Origin of the sequence: Streptomyces asoensis (assembly GCF_016860545.1) — a bacterium.
GTDB lineage: Bacteria > Actinomycetota > Actinomycetes > Streptomycetales > Streptomycetaceae > Streptomyces > Streptomyces asoensis.
The window spans coordinates 254728-275964 of the sequence record NZ_BNEB01000002.1; the positions used below are offsets into that span (position 1 = coordinate 254728).

Sequence of the window (21237 nt, forward strand, 5' to 3'; positions counted from 1 at the left end):
AGTGGGGCTGGAGTGCCGGAACTCGTACTGGAATTGAACGGACGCACCTGGACGCTCGATCCGTCCAGGCAATACACCCTCGGACGTGATCCGCAGGGGGACATCGTCTTCGACGACGCCAGGGTCTCCTGGCGTCACGCCACCGTCAGCTTCAACGGGCGCAGTTGGGTCGTCGAGGACCACGGGAGCACCAACGGCACGTTCGCGCAGGGGCAGCGCGTCCATCAGCTGGACATCGGTCCCGGCACGGCGCTGCACCTGGGCAACGCGACCGACGGACCGCGCGTGAACGTGTCGGGGTCGCAGGCGCCCGCCGCGCAGCCCCAGCAGCAGCCGTACGCCGCGCAGGCCGCGAACCCGGGCTGGGCCGCCCAGCAGGCACCGCAGCCGCAGGCTCCGCAGGGCGGCTGGCAGGCTCCGCAGCAGGGCGCGCCGCACGTCCCGCAGCAGCAGGGGCCGGGCGAGCCGTACGCGCAGCAGGTGCCCGGCGGAGGCGCGGGGGCGCCGCCGGTCTACGGTGACCGCAGCCCGACCACGTTCCACCAGTTCTCCCTCGGCCGGGTGATGCGCATCGGCCGTGCCCTGGAGAACGAGCTGGTCGTCTCCGACCTCCAGGTCTCGCGTCACCACGCCGAGTTCCACTCGACGCCCGACGGGCGCATGGAGATCCGCGACCTCGGTTCGCACAACGGCACCTACGTCAACGGCCAGCCGATCCCCAAGGGCGGCTCGGTCCAGCTGGGCCCCGCCGACATCGTCGGCGTCGGCCACTCGACGTTCCGGATCGTCGGCGACCGGCTCGAGGAGTTCGTCGACACCGGTGAGGTGTCCTTCTCGGCGCGCCACCTGACCGTCACCGTCGACGGCGGCAAGCAGATCCTCAAGGACGTCTCCTTCGGCGTCCCGGAGAAGTCGCTGATCGCGGTCATCGGACCGTCCGGCTCCGGCAAGTCGACGCTGCTCAAGGCGCTCACCGGATACCGGCCCGCCAACCAGGGCGACGTCCTCTACGACAACCGGAACCTGTACAAGCAGTTCGCCGAGCTGCGCCAGCGCATCGGTCTGGTCCCGCAGGACGACATCCTGCACAAGGAACTGACCGTCAAGAAGGCCCTGAAGTACGCGGCCAAGCTCCGCTTCCCGGCCGACACCACGGCCGCCGAACGTGACGCCCGCATAGACGAGGTGCTGCGCGAGCTGAAGCTGGACATCCACAAGGAGAAGAAGGTCACCTCCCTCTCCGGTGGCCAGCGCAAGCGTGTGTCGGTGGCCCTGGAGCTGCTTACCAAGCCGTCGCTGATCTTCCTGGACGAGCCGACCTCCGGCCTCGACCCGGGCATGGACCGCGACGTGATGCAGCTGCTGCGCGGACTGGCCGACGACGGCCGCACGGTCCTGGTCGTCACGCACTCGGTGGCCGAACTCGCGATCTGCGACAAGCTGCTCGTGATGGCCCCGGGCGGCGCCGTGGCGTACTTCGGCCCGCCCGAGGAGGCGCTGAACTTCTTCGGCTACGATACCTGGGCCGATGTCTTCTCCGCCTTCGAGAACTACCGCGACTACGACTGGGCGGGCCGCTGGAAGGGCTCGCAGCACTACCAGATGTACGCCGCGGACATCGACGCCATCGCGCCGCAGTCCGTACAGATGCCGCCGATGCAGGCGATGAAGCCGCCGAAGCCGCAGGGCTGGATGTCGCAGTTCGTCACCCTGGTGCGCCGCTACGTCTCGGTGATCGCCTCCGACAAGGGCTTCCTGGCGCTGACGGTGATCCTGCCGGCCGTCCTCGGCGCGGTGAGCCTGCTCATCGACTCCGGCAACAGCCTGCTGCCGAACCCGGTCAACCCGAAGTCGGGCCGGATCATCCCCAACGGCACGGCCACCACCGTCCTGCTGATCCTCGCGGTGGGCGCCTGCTTCGCGGGCGCGGCCAACTCGGTCCGTGAGCTGATCAAGGAACGGGTCATCTACGAGCGGGAGCGCGCGACCGGCCTGTCGCGTTCCGCCTATCTGATGTCCAAGGTCTTCGTGCTCGGTGTGGTCACCGTGCTCCAGGGCCTGATGGTCGGCGTCATCGGCTTCGCGAGCCGGGAGATCCCGAAGGAGGGCCTCGTCCTCGGCAGCGCCACCATGTTCGAGCTGTCCATCCCGATCATGGCGCTGGGCTTCACCTCGATGATGTTCGGCCTGGTCATCTCGTCGCTGGTGAAGACGGCCGAGAAGACCATGCCGCTGCTGGTGATGTTCGCGATCATCCAGGTCGTCTTCACCGGCTGCCTGTTCACCCTGAACGGCGCGGTGGGTGTCAACGAGTTCTCGTACCTGATGCCCTCGCGCTGGGCGGTGGCGGCGGCCGGCGCCACGCTGGACTTCAACAAGATCAGCCCGCCCAAGGACGGCGGTGGGACGGACCCGCTGTGGGAGCACACGCTCGGCGCCTGGAGCCTGGACATGGTCGCGCTGGTCGTCCTCGGTGTGATCTGCGGTTTCTTCGTGGCCCGCTTCCTGCGCCGCCACGAGCCCGAGGTCATGCGCAAGTAGGCGCCTCGCCGTACGCCGATGGGCGGCACCCCTGGTCCGGGGTGCCGCCCATCGGCATGGAGCGGGTCGCTCAGTACGCGCTGTCGACGTTGTCGATCGTGCCGTACTTGTCGGCCGCGTAGTTGGCGGCGGCGGTGATGTTGGCGACCGGGTCGTAGATGTTCCAGGAGGTCCCGGCCACGTGGTACGCCTTGAAGGTCGGCGGGATCACCTGGAGCAGGCCCTTGGACGGGATGCCGTTGATGGCGTTGATGTCCCAGTCGTTGATCGCGTTCGGGTTGCCCGAGGACTCGCGGATGATGTTGCGGTGCAGCCCGTCGTAGGAGCCCGGGATGCCCTTGGACTTCATGATGTCCAGGGAGTGCTTGATCCAGCCGTCGAGGTTGTCGGCGTAGCTCTTGACGGAGACCTGCTTGATCGCGGCGCGGTGGGCGGCGCGGCTCGCGGCGGCCTTGGCCTTGCGCTCGGCGGCCGCCTTCTTCGCGGCGGCCGCGGCGGCCGCCTTCTTCTTCGCGACGGCCTTGGCGGCGGCCTCGGCGGCCGCCTTCTTCTTGGCCGCCGCGGCCGCTGCCGCCTTCTTCTTCGCCTCGATGGCGTCGACCTTCACGCTCGTCGCGGCCAGCTGGTCGGTCACACTGGTCTTGACGTTCTGCACCGGCGTCGAGCTGTAGGCGACCGGGGCCGCGGAGACGGCGTCCGTAGTGGTCGTCTGCGCGTCGGCCGGCACCACGGAGAAGGCGAGGGCGGCGGCACCGAGCGTGGCTGCACCGGCGATCGCGATCTTGTGAGTGTTCTTGGGCATGCGGAAGGACCTCTTCGAATAGCGCGGAGGTCGCTCTCTTCGTCCGGCGGCGGACAGCGGGTGCTTTCGGCACGAGCGCCGCAGGAGAACCCGCGGCGCTGAGCGACGTGAGCCATTGTTAGCGGCCGCAAAAAGGGCAGGCAAAGGTGTGACGTACGATCCCGGGTAGTGGATCAGGGAAGGGCAAATCGGGACAGATGGAGCCATCTGCCCCGTTCATCGCGTCCCCTTTATCTCCTATTGACCGTAGTACGTGATCCGCGCCCTATGTGCGGGCTCACACGGGGCCCGCTTCGTTCTCACTGCTGGTTGCCCGAGCAATGCTCTGCGTCAGCACGCTCCTCCGGCAGGAGCAGGTGCACGTCCCCGAACTCGTGCCACAGGTAACGCCCGTCCAGCGCCGCCTCGTAACCCCGGTCGACCGCGGCCCGCCCCGCCACCGCCTCCAGCATCAGCAGATGCGAGGCCTCCGGCTCGTGCAGCCCGGTCAGCAGCCCGTCCACCACCCGCACCCCGCGCGCGGGAGTGACGACGAGATCCGTCCAGCCCGCACGCGCGCGTACGACCCCGTCCGCCCCGGCGGCCGACTCCACGGCCCGCACGGCGGTCGTCCCCACCGCGATCACCCGCCCGGCCGCCGGCCTCCCCGCACCGCCCCGCACGTCGTTGATCAGCCGGGCCGACGCCCGCGGCACCACGAACCGTTCCGGATACGGCGGCTCGTGCACCTCCGCCGAGGCCACCCCGGTGTGCAGGATGACCGGTGCGAACAGCACCCCGCGGCCGGCCAGCTCCGCCACGAGCCCCGCCGTGAAGGGCCGCGCCGCACTCGGCATCTCCGCACTGCCCGACCCGTCGGGCGACGGCAGCGCGAACACCGTCTGATAGACGGACAGCGGCTGGTCCCGCTCGGTGTAGGAGTAACGGATCGGCCGCCCGTGCTCCCGCAGCAGACCCGGCACGGCGCCGGCGGGGGAGACCCGCGCCCACCACAGCCGCCCGCTCCCGGGACTCAGCGGCTCCTGCGCCGTCAGCCGCGCACCCCCCGCCAGCCGCACCTCGGTCCCCGCGGGTCCGCCCGCACGCGCGCGCGTGGTGCCCCTGCCGTCCGGATCACGCAGCTCCACCGCCCACCGCCCGTCGTCACCGCGCGTGGAGAAGTGCACCACCACGCGCGTGGACCCGATCCGCCCGTCCACGGCCGCCGCCAGCGTCGGCGAGGTGTTGACCACGAGCAGGTCCCCGGCCCGCAGCAGCCCCGGCAGCTCCCGGAACGCGTGATGCGCCGCCTCCGTCCCCCGCGACACCAGCAGCCGCACGTCATCACGGCCCCGCCCGGGCCCGCGCTGCTCGGCCGGCACCCGCGCCGACAGCTCCCCGGGCACCTCGCGCCGTCCTCGGCCGGACCCGTGCCGCGCCGCTCCCACGGTGAGCGTCATCGCCGTCCCTCCAGCAGCGCCGGAGCCGCGTACCGCCCGCTCGCCGGACGCTCGTCCAGCAGCCGCAGGAACGCCGGCGCCACCTCGTCCGGATCGGGCCGCGGATCACGGTCGTCCGGAACGGCCGCCGCGTACAGGTCCGTGGCCATGTCCCCCGGGTCCACGGCCCACACCCGCAGACCGGGCTCCTCCACGCCGAGCACCGCCGCCAGATGGTCCAGGGCCGCCTTGGACGCGCCGTACCCGCCCCACGTCCCATAGGCCTCGGCCGCCGCGTCCGAACTGACGGTGATCACCGTCCCGGCCCGCGCCGCGCGCAGCAGCGGCAGCGCCTCCCGGACCAGCCCCAGCGGCGCCACGACGTTCACCTCGAGCGCCCGCCGCAGCCCGTCCAGGGGCAGCTCGGCCAGCCGCACCAGCGGCTCCGCGCCCAGCGCGCTCGCGTTGTTCACCAGCAGATCGCAGCCCCCGAGTCCTTGGGCGGCCGCCACCAGCGCCGCCCGGTGCGCCGCGTCCGCGACGTCCCCCGCCCGGGTCTCCACCCGGGTCCCGTACGCCGCCGCGGCCACCGCCGCCTCCTTCAGCACCGCCTCGGTCCTGGCGCCGAGCACCAGATCCCAGCCCCGTGCCGCGAGTGCCCGGGCCAGGGCCCGGCCCAGCCCCTTCGAGGCCCCCGTGATGATCGCTACCGGCATGACAACCGTCCCCTCGTCCCGTCCGCCTGCGTCCGGCGGTGATCCCAACGTAGGAACGGCTCGCGGGCCCCCGCCTCGGACGCGGGACGCAGACCGACGGGGCCCTTCGTCGTAGACCGCGGCACCCGGTCCCTTCGCCGTAGGCCGCGGTACGGGGGACCTCCGGCCTAGGTCCTGCGACCCGGTCCGGGGCCGTCACAGGTCCGATCCGCGCTGTCACACCCCGCCGGTACCGTGAGGGAATGAGTCAAGGCCCCCGGTCCGGCCTCGCCGCGGTGAGCACCGCGCTGCTGGCCATGAGCAGGCACCTCGAGGTCCGCGACGTCCTCAAGACGATCGTCGCCTCCGCCCGCGAGCTGCTCGACGCCCAGTACGCCGCCCTCGGCGTCCCCGACGACCACGGCGGCTTCGCCCAGTTCGTCGTCGACGGCGTCAGCGACGAGCAGTGGAAGGCGATCGGCCCCCTGCCCCGCCAGCACGGGATCCTCGCGGCGATGCTCCAGGAGGCCCGCTTCGAGCGCCTCGCCGACGTGCGCGAGGACCCCCGCTTCGAGGGCTGGCCCTCCGCCCACCCCGAGATGTCCGACTTCCTCGGCGTACCCGTACGCGACGGCGACGAGGTCATCGCGGCCCTCTTCCTGGCCAACAAGCTGCGTCCCGCGCGGGAAGACCGCCCGCCCGCCCCGGACACCGGGCACCGGGGGGACTGCGGCTTCACCGAGGACGACGAGGAACTGCTCGCGATCCTCGCCCAGCATGCCGCGATCGCGCTCACCAACGCCCGCCTGTACGAGCGCAGCCGCGAACTGACGATCGCCGAGGAACGCTCCCGGCTGGCCCACGAACTGCACGACGCGGTCAGCCAGAAGCTGTTCTCCCTGCGCCTGACCGCCCAGGCAGCCGCCGCCCTCGTCGACCGCGACCCGCCGCGCGCCAAGGACGAACTCCAGCAGGTCGCCGCGCTCGCCGCCGAGGCCGCCGACGAACTGCGCGCCGCCGTGGTGGAGCTGCGCCCCGCCGCCCTCGACGAGGACGGCCTCGTGGCCACCCTGCGCACCCACGTCCAGGTCCTCGACCGCGCCCACACCGCGCGCGTGACCTTCGCGTGCAGGGGCGTCCGCGCGCTGCCCGCCGCCCAGGAGGAGGCCCTGCTGCGGGTCGCGCAGGAGGCCCTGCACAACGCGCTGCGCCACTCCGGCGCGGAGCACGTCGAGGTGACCCTCGGCCGCCGCGGCCCGGGCGCGTTCCTGCGGGTCACCGACGACGGCTGCGGCTTCGACCCGACGACGGTCCGCCGCGCCGGCCGGCACCTCGGCCTGGTCTCGATGCGGGACCGGGCGAGCGGGGTCGGCGGCACGCTCACGGTGCAATCGGAGCCCGGCAAGGGCACCACGATCGAGATGGAGGCTCCCGGTGGCTGACGCAATCAAGGTGCTGCTCGTCGACGACCACCAGGTCGTCCGCCGGGGCCTGCGCACCTTCCTGGAGGTGCAGGACGACATCGAGGTCGTCGGCGAGGCCGCGGAGGGCGCCGAGGGAGTCGCCCTCGCCGAGGAGCTGAAGCCCGACGTCGTCCTGATGGACGTCAAGATGCCCGGCATGGACGGCGTCGAGGCCCTGCGCAAGCTCCGGGAACTGGACAACCCCGCGCGCGTGCTGATCGTCACCAGCTTCACCGAGCAGCGCACGGTCGTCCCGGCCCTGCGCGCGGGCGCCGCCGGATACGTCTACAAGGACGTGGACCCCGACGCCCTCGCCGGCGCCATCCGCTCGGTCCACGCCGGGCACATCCTGCTCCAGCCGGAGGTCGCCGTCGCTCTGCTCTCCCAGGAGGAGGGCGGCACGGGGCAGGGCAGGGGCGGCACGCTCACGGAACGCGAGCGCGAGGTGCTCGGCCTGATAGCGGACGGCCGCTCCAACCGCGAGATCGCCCGGGCCCTGGTGCTCTCCGAGAAGACCGTCAAGACGCACGTGTCGAACATCCTGATGAAGCTCGACCTCGCGGACCGCACCCAGGCCGCCCTGTGGGCCGTGCGCCATGGAGTGACCCGCTGAGACACGCCCCGGCGCACCCCCCGGGGCGTCCGGGGGCGCTCCGCCGGGAGGACGCGGAAGGTTAACTTCCGATCCGAGATTCATACCGTCGTGGGAATGTCCCCCGGATGGCGCATCCTTCCCGGCCGCGCACCGTTCTCCAGTGCGTGCCGCGGCGACTGCCGCGGCAGTCGCCAGGAGAGGCTCAGAAGTGAAGAACCTGAAGAAGGCCGCGGCCGTGACGATGGTGGCCGGCGGGCTGATGGCGGCGGGTGCCGGCATGGCCTCCGCCGCCGACGGTGCCACCGCCCTCGGCGAGGCCAAGGGCTCCCCGGGCGTCGTCTCGGGCAACCTCGTCCAGGCCCCGGTGGACGTCCCGGTCAACGTCGTCGGCAACAGCGTCAACGTCATCGGCGTCCTGAACCCGGCCTTCGGCAACCTGGGCCTCAACCACTGAGGTCCGGTGCCCGCCCGCGATGAGCGCCGGTCTCCCTCGGCCCCCACCGGGGAGGCCGGTCTGTTTGTCGCCCCAATGATCCGAACGAGGTGTCTTCCCGGCACCCCCCGCACCGTTCCCGGGCACTGCCGCGTTGGGCAGCGCACGACCCGCGGCCGGGTCGGACACGCAACAGCAGGAGGAACACTTCCCATGAACATCGCCAAGAAGGCCGCCGTGGCCCTCAGTGTCGCCGGTATCGCCGCGGGCGCCTCGGCCGGTGCCGCTTTCGCCGACGCCGGTGCGGAAGGCGCGGCCGTGAAGTCGCCGGGCGTCGTCTCGGGCAACGTCGTCCAGATCCCGGTGCACGTCCCGGTCAACCTCTGCGGCAACACGATCAACGTGATCGGTCTGCTGAACCCGGCGTTCGGCAACACCTGCGTCAACGACTGAGTTCACAGCGGCACACCGAGGGGCCCGCGCGTCGACGACGACGCGCGGGCCCCTCGGCGCGACCGGCGAAGAGCCGGCCGGACACCGCGCTCAGCGGCTCTCCCGCTCCTCCACCACGGAGTTGTACACGGCGACCAGCGCCCGCCGCCCCGTCCGCTCCACGGGCCGCAACGCCTCCGCGCGCGCCGCCATCTCGGCGGAACTCACCGCACCCCCGGGACCGTTCTCCTCGGCGAGCGACACCAGCAGCCCCACCCGCTGCGCCAGCTCCAGCACCCGCACCGCCCGGGGCGGATACCCCGGCGCCAGCACCTCCCGCCCCCGCTCCGCACGGGCCCGGTACGCGTCGATCGCCGCCTCCGCCACCGGCCCCGAACCCGCCAGGTCCAGCCGCGACAGCACCGCCGTGGCGTCCCGCAGCGCCTCCGCCAGCTCCCGTTCCGCCTCGCCCAGCGACGGCACGTCGGCCGGCGGCGCCTCGCGCACCGGCAGGCAGTGCCACACGACCTCGACGTGTACGTCGCCGTCGGGCCCGGCCTCGTACACCTCGGGCACCAGCCCGTAGCCGGCGCCGTGACAGACCACGGCCTCCTCCGCCTCCAGCGCCCGCTTGTTGAAGTCCGGCGGCCCGCTCAGCCCCAGCGGATGCCCCGGCGCGGGCAGCGCCACCCTCAGCCCGCGCACCCCGAGCGTCCGCAGCCGGCCCAGCGCGAGGGTGAGCCCGACGGGCGCCGCCTCGCCGGGCAACCCCTCCACCCGGTGGACGGCGTCCTCGCCGACGATGGCGATCACGGCGTCGTCCGGCGAGACAAATCCGGCCAACAGGGCATTTCCCCAAGCGGCGAGGCGACCAGAGCGCGGTTCCGAGAGCATGCCCCCACCCTAAGGACCGGACCGATGGAACGGGCCGCCCGAGCGGTGGCGTAGATTTTCCCGCAGAGGCCGCGCCCACCCACGCGCGGCGGTCCGAGCCACCGGCGCCCGTGACACCGACCGGCCACACTGCAAGGGGAGACAACGCGCTCATGAGCGATGTTCTGGAGCTTCAGGACGTATCCGTGGTCCGCGAGGGCCGGGCTCTGGTGGACCAGGTCTCCTGGTCGGTCAAGGAGGGCGAGCGCTGGGTCATCCTCGGTCCCAACGGGGCCGGCAAGACGACCCTCCTGAACATCGCCTCCACCTACCTCTTCCCCAGCTCGGGCACCGTCTCCATCCTCGGCGAGACCCTCGGCAGCCCCGGCACGGACGTCTTCGAGCTGCGCCCGCGCGTCGGCATGGCCGGCATCGCCCTCGCGGACAAGCTCCCCAAGCGCCAGACCGTCCTTCAGACCGTGCTGACCGCCGCCTACGGCATGACGGCCGGCTGGCAGGAGGAGTACGAGGACATCGACGAGCAGCGCGCCCGCGCCTTCCTCGACCGCCTCGGCATGAGCGACTACCTCGACCGCAGGTTCGGCACCCTGTCCGAGGGCGAGCGCAAGCGCACCCTCATCGCGCGCGCCCTGATGACCGACCCCGAGCTCCTCCTCCTGGACGAGCCCGCCGCCGGCCTCGACCTCGGCGGCCGCGAGGACCTCGTCCGCCGCCTCGGCCGTCTCGCCCGCGACCCCATCGCCCCCTCCATGATCATGGTGACGCACCATGTCGAGGAGATCGCCCCCGGCTTCACCCACGTCCTCATGATCCGTCAGGGCAAGGTCCTCGCCGCCGGCCCGGTCGAACTCGAACTCACCTCCCGCAACCTCTCCCTCTGCTTCGGACTCCCGCTCGTCGTGGAACAGGTCGGCGACCGCTGGACGGCACAGGGCCTGCCGATGTCCTGACCGCTCCCCGTGCGCCCTGTCCCGGCAGCAGGCGCGGCCCTACCATGACGGTGTGAACGACATCGACGCATGGGTGTGGTGGCTCGTCGGCGCCGCGGCGCTCGGTATCCCACTCGTGGTGACCGCGATGCCCGAGTTCGGCATGCTCGCGGCCGGCGCGGTCGCCGCCGCCGTCGCGGCCGGCTTCGGCGTCGGAGCCGTAGCCCAGGTACTCGTCTTCATCGTCGTCTCCGTCGCCCTGATCGCCGTCGTACGCCCGATCGCGAACCGGCACGGCAAGCAGAGCCCCCGACTCGCCACCGGCATCGACGCCTTGAAGGGCAAGCAGGCCGTCGTGCTGGAACGCGTCGACGGCTCGGGCGGCCGCATCAAGCTCGCCGGAGAGGTGTGGTCGGCACGCGCCCTCGACACCGACCGCGCCTACGACGTCGGACAGGAGGTCGACGTCGTGGACATCGAGGGGGCCACGGCGATCGTCATCTGACCTTGTACAACTCCCGCACCACGCAAGTGAACAGAACACCTGCCGAGCCCCACGACGGTCTGTCACACTCGACCAGCAAGATCTTCAACAGACATAAGATCTTCCGAAAGCGCCGAGGCGGAGAAAGGTACGGGGAGCCGCGATGGAACCGGTCATCATCGTCCTGGTCATTCTGGTGGTGTTGGTCTTCATCGCCCTGATCAAGACGATCCAAGTCATCCCGCAGGCGAGCGCCGCCATCGTCGAGCGCTTCGGCCGCTACACGCGGACGCTCAACGCGGGCCTCAACATCGTCGTCCCGTTCATAGACACCATCCGCAACCGCATCGACCTGCGCGAACAGGTCGTCCCGTTCCCGCCGCAGCCGGTGATCACCCAGGACAACCTGGTCGTGAACATCGACACGGTCATCTACTACCAGGTGACCGACGCCCGGGCCGCGACCTACGAAGTCGCCAGCTACATCCAGGCGATCGAGCAGCTCACCGTCACCACCCTGCGCAACATCATCGGCGGCATGGACCTCGAACGGACCCTGACCTCCCGCGAGGAGATCAACGCGGCGCTGCGCGGAGTCCTCGACGAGGCGACCGGCAAGTGGGGCATCCGCGTCAACCGCGTGGAACTGAAGGCCATCGAACCGCCCACCTCCATCCAGGACTCGATGGAGAAGCAGATGCGCGCCGACCGTGACAAGCGCGCCGCGATCCTCACCGCCGAAGGTACGCGCCAGGCCGCCATCCTCACCGCGGAGGGCGAGAAGCAGTCCCAGATCCTGCGCGCCGAGGGTGAGGCCAAGGCGGCCGCCCTGCGGGCCGAGGGTGAGGCGCAGGCCGTGCGCACGGTCTTCGAGGCCATCCACGCCGGAGACCCCGACCAGAAACTGCTGTCCTACCAGTACCTCCAGATGCTCCCCAAGATCGCCGAAGGCGACGCCAACAAGCTCTGGATCGTCCCGAGCGAAATCGGCGACGCCCTCAAGGGGTTGTCCGGCGCGATGGGCAACTTCGGCTCGTTCGGCGGAGGTCCGGGCGCCGGGAACTCCGGCAACGGCGGCGGCACCGAACGCCGCGAGAAGCCGTCGATCGACTGACCCGGCGGCTCCGCACATGTTCCCCGCACCCACCCAGGGGCGCGGGGAACTGCGCGATCAACCACGGCGGACCCGCGGCCGGAAGCCGTGACCTCACGCGGACGGAGAACCGGTCCGCACGCGCGGAGCGCTACGCGGCCTCTCCGGCCAGCCAGTCCGGCAGGGCGTCGAAGTTGTCCTGGCCCAGGGCCAGCAGCATCGCGTCAGCGGGCGTCGGCTCGAACGGCTGCCGCAGCAACGGCATCTGCGCCTGCTCCGGAGTACGGTCCGCCTTGCGGTGATTGTCCTCGGCGCACGAGGCGACGGTGTTCAGCCACACGTCCTGGCCTCCCTGCGCCCGCGGCACCACGTGGTCCACGGTCGTCGCCCGGCGGCCGCAGTACGCGCACCGGTGACGGTCCCTGATCAGCACACCCCGCCTCGACCACGGAGCTTGTCTTCGGAACGGTACGCGTACGTACCTGCACAGCCTGATCACGCGGGGCGCCGGGATGTCGACCTCGGCTCCGCGCATCCGCAGTTCGGGGTGGGCCTGCTCGACGACGGCCTTGTCCTGGAGCACCAGAACGACGGCTCGGTTCAACGTCACCGTCGACAGCGGCTCGAAGCTCGCGTTCAGTACCAGCGTGTCCCGCATACCAGCCCACCTCCTGTGTGCACCGGCCCACCCCCTGGCGGGCTGGGGTCAACTCTGGCCGGGCACGCCGAGATGGACAACGCAATATCTGCTGCTCCACGGGAGGTGACCCCCGCGACCCCCGGCAACAAAAATGCCCGCCTCTGATCACTTCCAAGACCAGAGGCGGGCAAACGTTCAATGAACGATGAGCTGACTCATCCTTCTTGCGGAACTTCGTACTCACCGATCAGCTGCGCACGGCCGACGGTGTGGAACCGCAGGTTGAAACCGACGACCGCGGGGGAGGCGTCGGAGTCCGGTCCGAGCTTCTCCTGGTCCACCGCGTACACCGTGAAGACGTACCGGTGCGGCCCGTCCCCGGGCGGCGGAGCGGCCCCGCCGAACTCCTTGTCGCCGTAGTCGTTGCGCGCCTGCACGGCGCCCTCCGGCAGCCCCTCGAACGTGCCGCTGCCCGCCCCCGCCGGCAGCTCGGTCACCGAGGCCGGGATGTCGAACAGGACCCAGTGCCAGAAACCGCTGCCCGTCGGAGCGTCGGGGTCGTAGCAGGTCACGGCGAAACTCTTGGTCCCGGACGGGAATCCTTCCCACCGCAGCTGCGGAGAGGTGTTCCCCGCGGCGTGCACCTGGGCCTCGCCGAGGGTCGCCCCCTCCCGCACGTCCTGGCTCGTGACCGTGAACGACGGCACCGGCGGATGGAAATCGTGGGGCAGCGGCCGCCTCTTCAGCTCGGTCACCTCGACACCTCCTGCTAGATCGGAAAGGCACTCCCTTCGGAGCCTACGACCTTCACGCCCGGCGCGAGACAGCACGGAGGGCCCGGAACGCCGTACGGCACTCCGGGCCCTCTCCGCGGCTCAGAACCAGTTGCGCTTGCTGCCGACCTCGGACAGCCACTGGTTGAGGTACGCCGCCCAGTCGGTTCCCCGGTAGTCGTTCAGGCCCACCTGGAACGAGCGGAAGGTGTCGCTGCCCTCGCTGAACAGGCCCGGCTTCTTGTCCATCTCCAGGACGACGTCCATCGTGTGCTCGTCGGCCACGAAGGTCAGCTCGACCTGGTTCAGACCCCGGTACTGCGACGGCGGGTAGAACTCGATCTCCTGGTAGAAGGGCAGCTTCTGCCGCGTGCCGCGGATGTGCCCGCGCTCCAGGTCCGCGCTCTTGAAGCGGAAGCCCAGCTGGATGAAGGCGTCCAGGATGGCCTTCTGCGCCGGCAGCGGGTGCACGTTGACGGGGTCCAGGTCACCGGAGTCGACGGCGCGGGCGATCTCCAGCTCCGTGGTCACACCGATGTGCATGCCGCGCAGCGTCTGGCCGTCGATCGTCGTGACCGGCGTCTCCCAGGGGATCTCGAGCCCGAACGGCACGGCGTGCACGGCACCGGCCTGGAGCTCGAAGGCGCCCCCGAGCCGCAGCTTCGTGAACTCGATGTCCTGCTTGTACTCCTGGTCGCCGCTCTCGACCTCGACCTTGGCCTGAAGCCCGACCGACAGCCCCTCGATCTGCTGGTTGACGGACCCGCCCTGGATCCGCACCTCACCCTGGACGACACCACCCGGGACGACGTTGACCTCGGTCAGCACCGTCTCGACCGAAGCCCCGCCGGCCCCCAGACTCGCGAGCAGCTTCTTGAACGCCATGTCTCTCCCTCTACGACCTTCTACTGACGGGATCCCTCGACCCCTACATACGCGATCCCGGCGTGACCGGTTCCGCTGCACACCCTCGCAAGCCGGATGCCCGCTGACCACCCCGACGCACTTACGCGTCTGCACTACGCTCGGAGGGCATGATCGCGACCCCCGACCGTACGCCCCTGCCCAGGACCTTCTTCGACCGCCCTGTGCTGGAGGTGGCCCAGGACCTGCTCGGCCGTCTCCTCGTCCGTACGACCCCCGACGGTCCGATCACCCTGCGTCTCACGGAGGTCGAGGCCTACGACGGCCCGAACGACCCCGGCTCCCACGCCTACCGTGGTCCCACGGCCCGCAACGAAGTGATGTTCGGTCCGCCCGGACACGTGTACGTCTACTTCACCTACGGCATGTGGCACTGCATGAACCTCGTCTGCGGCCCGCGGGGCACGGCGAGCGGTGTCCTGCTCCGCGCCGGGGAGATCGTCGAGGGCGCCGATCGGGCTCGCAAACGTCGACTCTCGGCCCGGAACGACAAAGAACTGGCCAAAGGGCCCGCCCGCCTGGCCACCGCCCTGGACGTGGACCGCACCCTCGACGGCGCCGACGCGTGCGCCGCGGGCGACGCCCCTCTGAGGATGCTGACGGGGACCCCGGTCTCGTCCGACCTGGTACGCAACGGCCCCCGCACGGGAGTCTCCGGTGACGGAGCCGTTCACCCGTGGCGCTACTGGGTCGCCGACGACCCGACGGTGAGCCCCTATCGGGCCCACGTCCCGAGGCGCCGCCGAAGTTGACTCGGTGTTGGCCGGCGCGTAACGTAGCCCGAGCCGCTTGAACCGGGTACGGCGATCGCCTGCAGCCGGAAGTGGCCAACCCACTACCTACGACATCCCTCAGCGGGAGCAAATTCGGCATGCCCGCATGCCTGAATTCAACCCGATGTCACTCGATTATGAGCTGCCGAGGGAATCGGCTAACGTAGTGAATGTCGAAAGGCCGACAGGCGAAAGCCCCAAGCCCAAGACAATCCCGCCGACAGGGAATCAGGCCCGAAAGGATCTGATAGAGTCGGAACCGCCGGAAAGGAAACCGCGAAAGCGGGAACCTGAAAAGCACCGAGGAAATCGGGTCGAGAAAAGATCTGATAGAGTCGGAAACGCAAGACCGAAGGGAAGCGCCCGGAGGAAAGCCCGAAGAAGTTCGGGTGAGTACAAAGGAAGCGTCCGTTCCTTGAGAACTCAACAGCGTGCCAAAAATCAACGCCAGATATGTTGATACCCCGTCCCCGGCAGTGATAGCCGAGGATGAGGTTCCTTTGAAATAAACACAGCGAGGACGCTGTGAACGGCCGGGCTTATTCCGCCTGGCTGTTCCGCTCTCGTGTGTGTGCACCGGATTACCGGTAAACATTCACGGAGAGTTTGATCCTGGCTCAGGACGAACGCTGGCGGCGTGCTTAACACATGCAAGTCGAACGATGAACCACTTCGGTGGGGATTAGTGGCGAACGGGTGAGTAACACGTGGGCAATCTGCCCTTCACTCTGGGACAAGCCCTGGAAACGGGGTCTAATACCGGATATCACTTCCACTCGCATGGGTGGGGGTCGAAAGCTCCGGCGGTGAAGGATGAGCCCGCGGCCTATCAGCTTGTTGGTGAGGTAATGGCTCACCAAGGCGACGACGGGTAGCCGGCCTGAGAGGGCGACCGGCCACACTGGGACTGAGACACGGCCCAGACTCCTACGGGAGGCAGCAGTGGGGAATATTGCACAATGGGCGAAAGCCTGATGCAGCGACGCCGCGTGAGGGATGACGGCCTTCGGGTTGTAAACCTCTTTCAGCAGGGAAGAAGCGAAAGTGACGGTACCTGCAGAAGAAGCGCCGGCTAACTACGTGCCAGCAGCCGCGGTAATACGTAGGGCGCAAGCGTTGTCCGGAATTATTGGGCGTAAAGAGCTCGTAGGCGGTCTGTCGCGTCGGATGTGAAAGCCCGGGGCTTAACCCCGGGTCTGCATTCGATACGGGCAGACTAGAGTGTGGTAGGGGAGATCGGAATTCCTGGTGTAGCGGTGAAATGCGCAGATATCAGGAGGAACACCGGTGGCGAAGGCGGATCTCTGGGCCATTACTGACGCTGAGGAGCGAAAGCGTGGGGAGCGAACAGGATTAGATACCCTGGTAGTCCACGCCGTAAACGGTGGGAACTAGGTGTTGGCGACATTCCACGTCGTCGGTGCCGCAGCTAACGCATTAAGTTCCCCGCCTGGGGAGTACGGCCGCAAGGCTAAAACTCAAAGGAATTGACGGGGGCCCGCACAAGCAGCGGAGCATGTGGCTTAATTCGACGCAACGCGAAGAACCTTACCAAGGCTTGACATACACCGGAAAGCATTAGAGATAGTGCCCCCCTTGTGGTCGGTGTACAGGTGGTGCATGGCTGTCGTCAGCTCGTGTCGTGAGATGTTGGGTTAAGTCCCGCAACGAGCGCAACCCTTGTTCTGTGTTGCCAGCATGCCCTTCAGGGTGATGGGGACTCACAGGAGACTGCCGGGGTCAACTCGGAGGAAGGTGGGGACGACGTCAAGTCATCATGCCCCTTATGTCTTGGGCTGCACACGTGCTACAATGGCCGGTACAAAGAGCTGCGAAACCGTGAGGTGGAGCGAATCTCAAAAAGCCGGTCTCAGTTCGGATTGGGGTCTGCAACTCGACCCCATGAAGTCGGAGTTGCTAGTAATCGCAGATCAGCATTGCTGCGGTGAATACGTTCCCGGGCCTTGTACACACCGCCCGTCACGTCACGAAAGTCGGTAACACCCGAAGCCGGTGGCCCAACCCCTTGTGGGAGGGAGCTGTCGAAGGTGGGACTGGCGATTGGGACGAAGTCGTAACAAGGTAGCCGTACCGGAAGGTGCGGCTGGATCACCTCCTTTCTAAGGAGCACTTCTTACCGATCCCTTCAGGGTGAGGTCAGAGGCCAGTACATCGGCGAATGTTCGATGCTGGTTGCTCATGGGTGGAACGTTGATTATTCGGCACTCTTGACTGTCTTCTCCTTCCAGTACTGCTCTTCGGGGCGTGGAACGAATGAGGGAAGCGGCAAGGGTGCCGGGCACGCTGTTGGGTGTCTGAGGGTGCGAGCGTTGCTCGTCCTTCTGATGCCGGCCCCAGTGCACTCGGACCGTAAGGGTTCGGGGTGATGGGTGGCTGGTCGTTGTTTGAGAACTGCACAGTGGACGCGAGCATCTGTGGCCAAGTTTTTAAGGGCGCACGGTGGATGCCTTGGCACCAGGAACCGATGAAGGACGTGGGAGGCCACGATAGTCCCCGGGGAGTCGTCAACCAGGCTTTGATCCGGGGGTTTCCGAATGGGGAAACCCGGCAGTCGTCATGGGCTGTCACCCGCTGCTGAACACATAGGCAGTGTGGAGGGAACGCGGGGAAGTGAAACATCTCAGTACCCGCAGGAAGAGAAAACAACCGTGATTCCGGGAGTAGTGGCGAGCGAAACCGGATGAGGCCAAACCGTATACGTGTGAGACCCGGCAGGGGTTGCGTGTACGGGGTTGTGGGATCTCTCTTTCACAGTCTGCCGGCTGTGAGACGAGTCAGAAACCGTTGATGTAGACGAAGGACATGCGAAAGGTCCGGCGTAGAGGGTAAGACCCCCGTAGTCGAAACGTCAGCGGCTCGTTTGAGAGACACCCAAGTAGCACGGGGCCCGAGAAATCCCGTGTGAATCTGGCGGGACCACCCGCTAAGCCTAAATATTCCCTGGTGACCGATAGCGGATAGTACCGTGAGGGAATGGTGAAAAGTACCGCGGGAGCGGAGTGAAATAGTACCTGAAACCGTGTGCCTACAAGCCGTGGGAGCGTCGGACATCAAGCTTGCTTGGTGTCTCGTGACTGCGTGCCTTTTGAAGAATGAGCCTGCGAGTTTGCGGTGTGTTGCGAGGTTAACCCGAGTGGGGTAGCCGTAGCGAAAGCGAGTCCGAACAGGGCGATTCAGTAGCACGCTCAAGACCCGAAGCGGAGTGATCTAGCCATGGGCAGGTTGAAGCGGAGGTAAGACTTCGTGGAGGACCGAACCCACCAGGGTTGAAAACCTGGGGGATGACCTGTGGTTAGGGGTGAAAGGCCAATCAAACTCCGTGATAGCTGGTTCTCCCCGAAATGCATTTAGGTGCAGCGTCGTGTGTTTCTTGCCGGAGGTAGAGCACTGGATAGGCGATGGGCCCTACCGGGTTACTGACCTTAGCCAAACTCCGAATGCCGGTAAGTGAGAGCGCGGCAGTGAGACTGTGGGGGATAAGCTCCATGGTCGAGAGGGAAACAGCCCAGAGCATCGACTAAGGCCCCTAAGCGTACGCTAAGTGGGAAAGGATGTGGAGTCGCAGAGACAACCAGGAGGTTGGCTTAGAAGCAGCCACCCTTGAAAGAGTGCGTAATAGCTCACTGGTCTAGTGATTCCGCGCCGACAATGTAGCGGGGCTCAAGCGTACCGCCGAAGTCGTGTCATTGCAGCAATACGCCCAACGGCGGCTGTGATGGGTAGGGGAGCGTCGTGTGCCGGGTGAAGCAGCACCGGAAGGTAGTTGTGGACGGTTCACGAGTGAGAATGCAGGCATGAGTAGCGATACACACGTGAGAAACGTGTGCGCCGATTGACTAAGGGTTCCTGGGTCAAGCTGATCTGCCCAGGGTAAGTCGGGACCTAAGGCGAGGCCGACAGGCGTAGTCGATGGATAACCGGTTGATATTCCGGTACCCGCTGTGAAGCGTCAAACATCGAACCAGGCGATGCTAAGTCCGTGAAGCCGTTCCGGACCCTTCGGGGAAAGGAAAGTGGTGGAGCCGACGAACCAGACTTGCAGTAGGTGAGTGATGGGGTGACGCAGGAAGGTAGTCCATCCCGGGCGGTGGTTGTCCCGGGGTAAGGGTGTAGGGCGAACGGTAGGCAAATCCGCCGTTCACGTGTCTGAGACCTGATGCCGAGCCGATTGTGGCGAAGTGGATGATCCTATGCTGTCGAGAAAAGCCTCTAGCGAGTTTCATGGCGGCCCGTACCCTAAACCGACTCAGGTGGTCAGGTAGAGAATACCGAGGCGTTCGGGTGAACTATGGTTAAGGAACTCGGCAAAATGCCCCCGTAACTTCGGGAGAAGGGGGGCCATCACTGGTGATTGGATTTACTCCATGAGCTGGGGGTGGCCGCAGAGACCAGCGAGAAGCGACTGTTTACTAAAAACACAGGTCCGTGCGAAGCCGTAAGGCGATGTATACGGACTGACGCCTGCCCGGTGCTGGAACGTTAAGGGGACCGGTTAGTCACATTTCGGTGTGGCGAAGCTGAGAACTTAAGCGCCAGTAAACGGCGGTGGTAACTATAACCATCCTAAGGTAGCGAAATTCCTTGTCGGGTAAGTTCCGACCTGCACGAATGGCGTAACGACTTCTCGACTGTCTCAACCATAGGCCCGGTGAAATTGCACTACGAGTAAAGATGCTCGTTTCGCGCAGCAGGACGGAAAGACCCCGGGACCTTTACTACAGTTTGATATTGGTGTTCGGTTCGGCTTGTGTAGGATAGGTGGGAGACTTTGAAGCGGCCACGCCAGTGGTTGTGGAGTCGTCGTTGAAATACCACTCTGGTCGTGCTGGATGTCTAACCTGGGTCCGTGATCCGGATCAGGGACAGTGTCTGATGGGTAGTTTAACTGGGGCGGTTGCCTCCTAAAGAGTAACGGAGGCGCCCAAAGGTTCCCTCAGCCTGGTTGGCAATCAGGTGTTGAGTGTAAGTGCACAAGGGAGCTTGACTGTGAGACCGACGGGTCGAGCAGGGACGAAAGTCGGGACTAGTGATCCGGCGGTGGCTTGTGGAAGCGCCGTCGCTCAACGGATAAAAGGTACCCCGGGGATAACAGGCTGATCTTCCCCAAGAGTCCATATCGACGGGATGGTTTGGCACCTCGATGTCGGCTCGTCGCATCCTGGGGCTGGAGTCGGTCCCAAGGGTTGGGCTGTTCGCCCATTAAAGCGGTACGCGAGCTGGGTTTAGAACGTCGTGAGACAGTTCGGTCCCTATCCGCTGCGCGCGCAGGAATATTGAGAAGGGCTGTCCCTAGTACGAGAGGACCGGGACGGACGAACCTCTGGTGTGCCAGTTGTTCTGCCAAGGGCATGGCTGGTTGGCTACGTTCGGGAGGGATAACCGCTGAAAGCATCTAAGCGGGAAGCCTGCTTCGAGATGAGTATTCCCACCCCCTTTGAGGGGTTAAGGCTCCCAGTAGACGACTGGGTTGATAGGCCGGATGTGGAAGCCCAGTAATGGGTGAAGCTGACCGGTACTAATAGGCCGAGGGCTTGTCCTCAGTTGCTCGCGTCCACTGTGTTAGTTCTGAGGCAACGACTGTTGCCGGCTAGAGCTAGAAACAAGTAAAAAGTGTGCTTGTTCGCTCGAAACCATTAGGGTTTCGGTGGTCATAGCGTGAGGGAAACGCCCGGTTACATTCCGAACCCGGAAGCTAAGCCTTACAGCGCCGATGGTACTGCAGGGGGGACCCTGTGGGAGAGTAGGACACCGCCGAACAATCTTTGGAAGGACCCCTGGTCCCAGCGTTCAGCTGGGACCAGGGGTCCTTTTTTGTTTTTCCGGAGCGCGCCGGGTACCCGGGTGCGCGAGAATGTTTGCGGTACCGAAGACAGGAGTCACCGATGTCCACCAACTCTCCCGACGACCGACCGGAGCGCGAGGAGCGGCGACGGGACAGTGGTGCGGACCGTGACAACCGCGGCGGCAACCGCGGTGACCGTGGCGGCTTCCGTCGCGACAACGACCGCGGTGAGCGTCCGCCGTTCCGTCGCGACGACCGTGGCGATCGTCCCGCGTTCCGTCGTGACGACCGCAGGGACGACCGGCGTGACGATCGTCGTGGTGACGACCGTGGTTACGGCCGGCGCGACGACAACCGCGGTGGCGGTGGCGGCGGTGGCTTCCGGCGTGACGACAGCCGTGGTGGTGGGTTCGGTGGCCGTCGCGACGACCGTCGTGAGGGTGACCGCGGCTCCCGTCCGGCGTTCCAGCGTGACGACCGCGGCCCGCGCCGCGACGACCGCGGCGAGCGCCCCCCGTTCCGCCGTGACGACCGCCGCGACGACC

Annotated in this window: 16 protein-coding genes and 3 rRNA genes; 12 read left to right on the plus strand and 7 right to left on the minus strand. The window is 67.3% G+C overall.

Annotated features, from left to right (window positions below; translation table 11 throughout):
- Positions 1 to 12 precede the first annotated feature (12 nt).
- Entirely contained in the window at positions 13 to 2541 is a 2529-nt protein-coding gene (locus Saso_RS04295) for an ABC transporter ATP-binding protein/permease (RefSeq protein WP_189927803.1), read from the plus strand.
- 70 nt (positions 2542 to 2611) lie between these two features.
- Here Saso_RS04295 and Saso_RS04300 read toward each other — a convergent pair whose 3' ends face one another.
- From Saso_RS04300 to Saso_RS04310, 3 genes are all read right to left on the minus strand, one after another.
- Entirely contained in the window at positions 2612 to 3343 is a 732-nt protein-coding gene (locus Saso_RS04300; RefSeq protein ID WP_189927802.1) for a transglycosylase SLT domain-containing protein, read from the minus strand.
- 299 nt (positions 3344 to 3642) lie between these two features.
- The gene (locus Saso_RS04305) at positions 3643 to 4782 is read right to left on the minus strand and encodes an S-adenosylmethionine:tRNA ribosyltransferase-isomerase (protein ID WP_189927801.1); all 1140 of its coding nucleotides are present in this window, start codon (positions 4780 to 4782) and stop codon (positions 3643 to 3645) included.
- Positions 4779 to 5477: an SDR family NAD(P)-dependent oxidoreductase gene (locus Saso_RS04310; RefSeq protein ID WP_189927800.1), complete on the minus strand. Its 699-nt coding sequence runs from the start codon at positions 5475 to 5477 to the stop codon at positions 4779 to 4781. Before Saso_RS04310 ends, Saso_RS04305 begins: the two co-directional genes overlap by 4 nt.
- A gap of 242 nt (positions 5478 to 5719) precedes the next feature.
- On the opposite strand from Saso_RS04310, the gene Saso_RS04315 reads away from it, so the two are divergent.
- The 4 genes from Saso_RS04315 to Saso_RS04330 all read left to right on the plus strand — a co-directional run bounded on the left by Saso_RS04315 (position 5720) and on the right by Saso_RS04330 (position 8400).
- Positions 5720 to 6898 (plus strand): GAF domain-containing sensor histidine kinase, encoded by a 1179-nt coding sequence (locus Saso_RS04315; RefSeq protein ID WP_189927799.1) that lies wholly within the window; start codon positions 5720 to 5722, stop codon positions 6896 to 6898.
- Complete coding sequence (locus tag Saso_RS04320; protein ID WP_189927798.1) at positions 6891 to 7532, plus strand: response regulator; 642 nt, start codon at positions 6891 to 6893, stop codon at positions 7530 to 7532. The genes Saso_RS04315 and Saso_RS04320 overlap by 8 nt, the downstream gene beginning before the upstream one ends.
- Positions 7533 to 7722: 190 nt before the next feature.
- Positions 7723 to 7968, plus strand: a complete 246-nt coding sequence (locus tag Saso_RS04325) for a chaplin (RefSeq protein WP_189927797.1) — start codon at positions 7723 to 7725, stop codon at positions 7966 to 7968.
- A gap of 192 nt (positions 7969 to 8160) precedes the next feature.
- Positions 8161 to 8400: a chaplin gene (locus Saso_RS04330; RefSeq protein WP_189927796.1), complete on the plus strand. Its 240-nt coding sequence runs from the start codon at positions 8161 to 8163 to the stop codon at positions 8398 to 8400.
- 90 nt (positions 8401 to 8490) lie between these two features.
- Here Saso_RS04330 and Saso_RS04335 read toward each other — a convergent pair whose 3' ends face one another.
- Positions 8491 to 9273, minus strand: coding sequence for a hypothetical protein (locus Saso_RS04335; protein WP_189927795.1), 783 nt, complete (start codon positions 9271 to 9273; stop codon positions 8491 to 8493).
- Positions 9274 to 9425: 152 nt separating this feature from the next.
- Between Saso_RS04335 and Saso_RS04340 the strand changes: the two genes are divergently transcribed.
- The 3 genes from Saso_RS04340 (at position 9426) to Saso_RS04350 (ending at position 11800) form a co-directional block, all read left to right on the plus strand.
- On the plus strand, positions 9426 to 10223 hold the full coding sequence (locus tag Saso_RS04340) for an ABC transporter ATP-binding protein (RefSeq protein WP_189927794.1): 798 nt from the start codon (positions 9426 to 9428) through the stop codon (positions 10221 to 10223).
- Between the two features lie 52 nt (positions 10224 to 10275).
- Positions 10276 to 10707 carry an NfeD family protein gene (locus Saso_RS04345; RefSeq protein WP_189927793.1) on the plus strand — a complete coding sequence of 144 codons (432 nt, stop codon included), beginning with the start codon at positions 10276 to 10278 and terminating at the stop codon, positions 10705 to 10707.
- Between the two features lie 142 nt (positions 10708 to 10849).
- Positions 10850 to 11800: an SPFH domain-containing protein gene (locus Saso_RS04350; protein WP_189927792.1), complete on the plus strand. Its 951-nt coding sequence runs from the start codon at positions 10850 to 10852 to the stop codon at positions 11798 to 11800.
- A gap of 130 nt (positions 11801 to 11930) precedes the next feature.
- Here Saso_RS04350 and Saso_RS04355 read toward each other — a convergent pair whose 3' ends face one another.
- The 3 genes from Saso_RS04355 to Saso_RS04365 all read right to left on the minus strand — a co-directional run bounded on the left by Saso_RS04355 (position 11931) and on the right by Saso_RS04365 (position 14077).
- The gene (locus Saso_RS04355) at positions 11931 to 12437 is read right to left on the minus strand and encodes an HNH endonuclease (RefSeq protein WP_189927791.1); all 507 of its coding nucleotides are present in this window, start codon (positions 12435 to 12437) and stop codon (positions 11931 to 11933) included.
- 197 nt (positions 12438 to 12634) lie between these two features.
- Entirely contained in the window at positions 12635 to 13174 is a 540-nt protein-coding gene (locus Saso_RS04360; RefSeq protein ID WP_189927790.1) for a YbhB/YbcL family Raf kinase inhibitor-like protein, read from the minus strand.
- A 120-nt stretch (positions 13175 to 13294) separates the two neighbouring features.
- Entirely contained in the window at positions 13295 to 14077 is a 783-nt protein-coding gene (locus Saso_RS04365) for a sporulation protein (RefSeq protein ID WP_189927789.1), read from the minus strand.
- Positions 14078 to 14226: 149 nt separating this feature from the next.
- On the opposite strand from Saso_RS04365, the gene Saso_RS04370 reads away from it, so the two are divergent.
- From Saso_RS04370 to rrf, 4 genes are all read left to right on the plus strand, one after another.
- Positions 14227 to 14868 (plus strand): DNA-3-methyladenine glycosylase, encoded by a 642-nt coding sequence (locus tag Saso_RS04370; RefSeq protein WP_189927788.1) that lies wholly within the window; start codon positions 14227 to 14229, stop codon positions 14866 to 14868.
- A 615-nt stretch (positions 14869 to 15483) separates the two neighbouring features.
- Positions 15484 to 17009 (plus strand): 16S ribosomal RNA (locus Saso_RS04375).
- A gap of 317 nt (positions 17010 to 17326) precedes the next feature.
- A 23S ribosomal RNA gene (locus Saso_RS04380) occupies positions 17327 to 20449 on the plus strand.
- 101 nt (positions 20450 to 20550) lie between these two features.
- Positions 20551 to 20667 (plus strand): 5S ribosomal RNA (gene rrf / locus Saso_RS04385).
- Together the 16S, 23S and 5S rRNA genes form the textbook arrangement of a ribosomal RNA operon.
- Positions 20668 to 21237 lie beyond the last annotated feature (570 nt).

Coding starts and splice junctions, on each gene's coding strand:
- Saso_RS04300 (WP_189927802.1), bottom strand. CDS start 3,343: ATGCCCAAGAACACTCACAAGATCGCGATCGCCGGTGCAGCCACGCTC.
- Saso_RS04305 (WP_189927801.1), bottom strand. CDS start 4,782: ATGACGCTCACCGTGGGAGCGGCGCGGCACGGGTCCGGCCGAGGACGG.
- Saso_RS04310 (WP_189927800.1), bottom strand. CDS start 5,477: ATGCCGGTAGCGATCATCACGGGGGCCTCGAAGGGGCTGGGCCGGGCC.
- Saso_RS04315 (WP_189927799.1), top strand. CDS start 5,720: ATGAGTCAAGGCCCCCGGTCCGGCCTCGCCGCGGTGAGCACCGCGCTG.
- Saso_RS04330 (WP_189927796.1), top strand. CDS start 8,161: ATGAACATCGCCAAGAAGGCCGCCGTGGCCCTCAGTGTCGCCGGTATC.
- Saso_RS04335 (WP_189927795.1), bottom strand. CDS start 9,273: ATGCTCTCGGAACCGCGCTCTGGTCGCCTCGCCGCTTGGGGAAATGCC.
- Saso_RS04340 (WP_189927794.1), top strand. CDS start 9,426: ATGAGCGATGTTCTGGAGCTTCAGGACGTATCCGTGGTCCGCGAGGGC.
- Saso_RS04350 (WP_189927792.1), top strand. CDS start 10,850: ATGGAACCGGTCATCATCGTCCTGGTCATTCTGGTGGTGTTGGTCTTC.
- Saso_RS04355 (WP_189927791.1), bottom strand. CDS start 12,437: ATGCGGGACACGCTGGTACTGAACGCGAGCTTCGAGCCGCTGTCGACG.
- Saso_RS04365 (WP_189927789.1), bottom strand. CDS start 14,077: ATGGCGTTCAAGAAGCTGCTCGCGAGTCTGGGGGCCGGCGGGGCTTCG.
- Saso_RS04370 (WP_189927788.1), top strand. CDS start 14,227: ATGATCGCGACCCCCGACCGTACGCCCCTGCCCAGGACCTTCTTCGAC.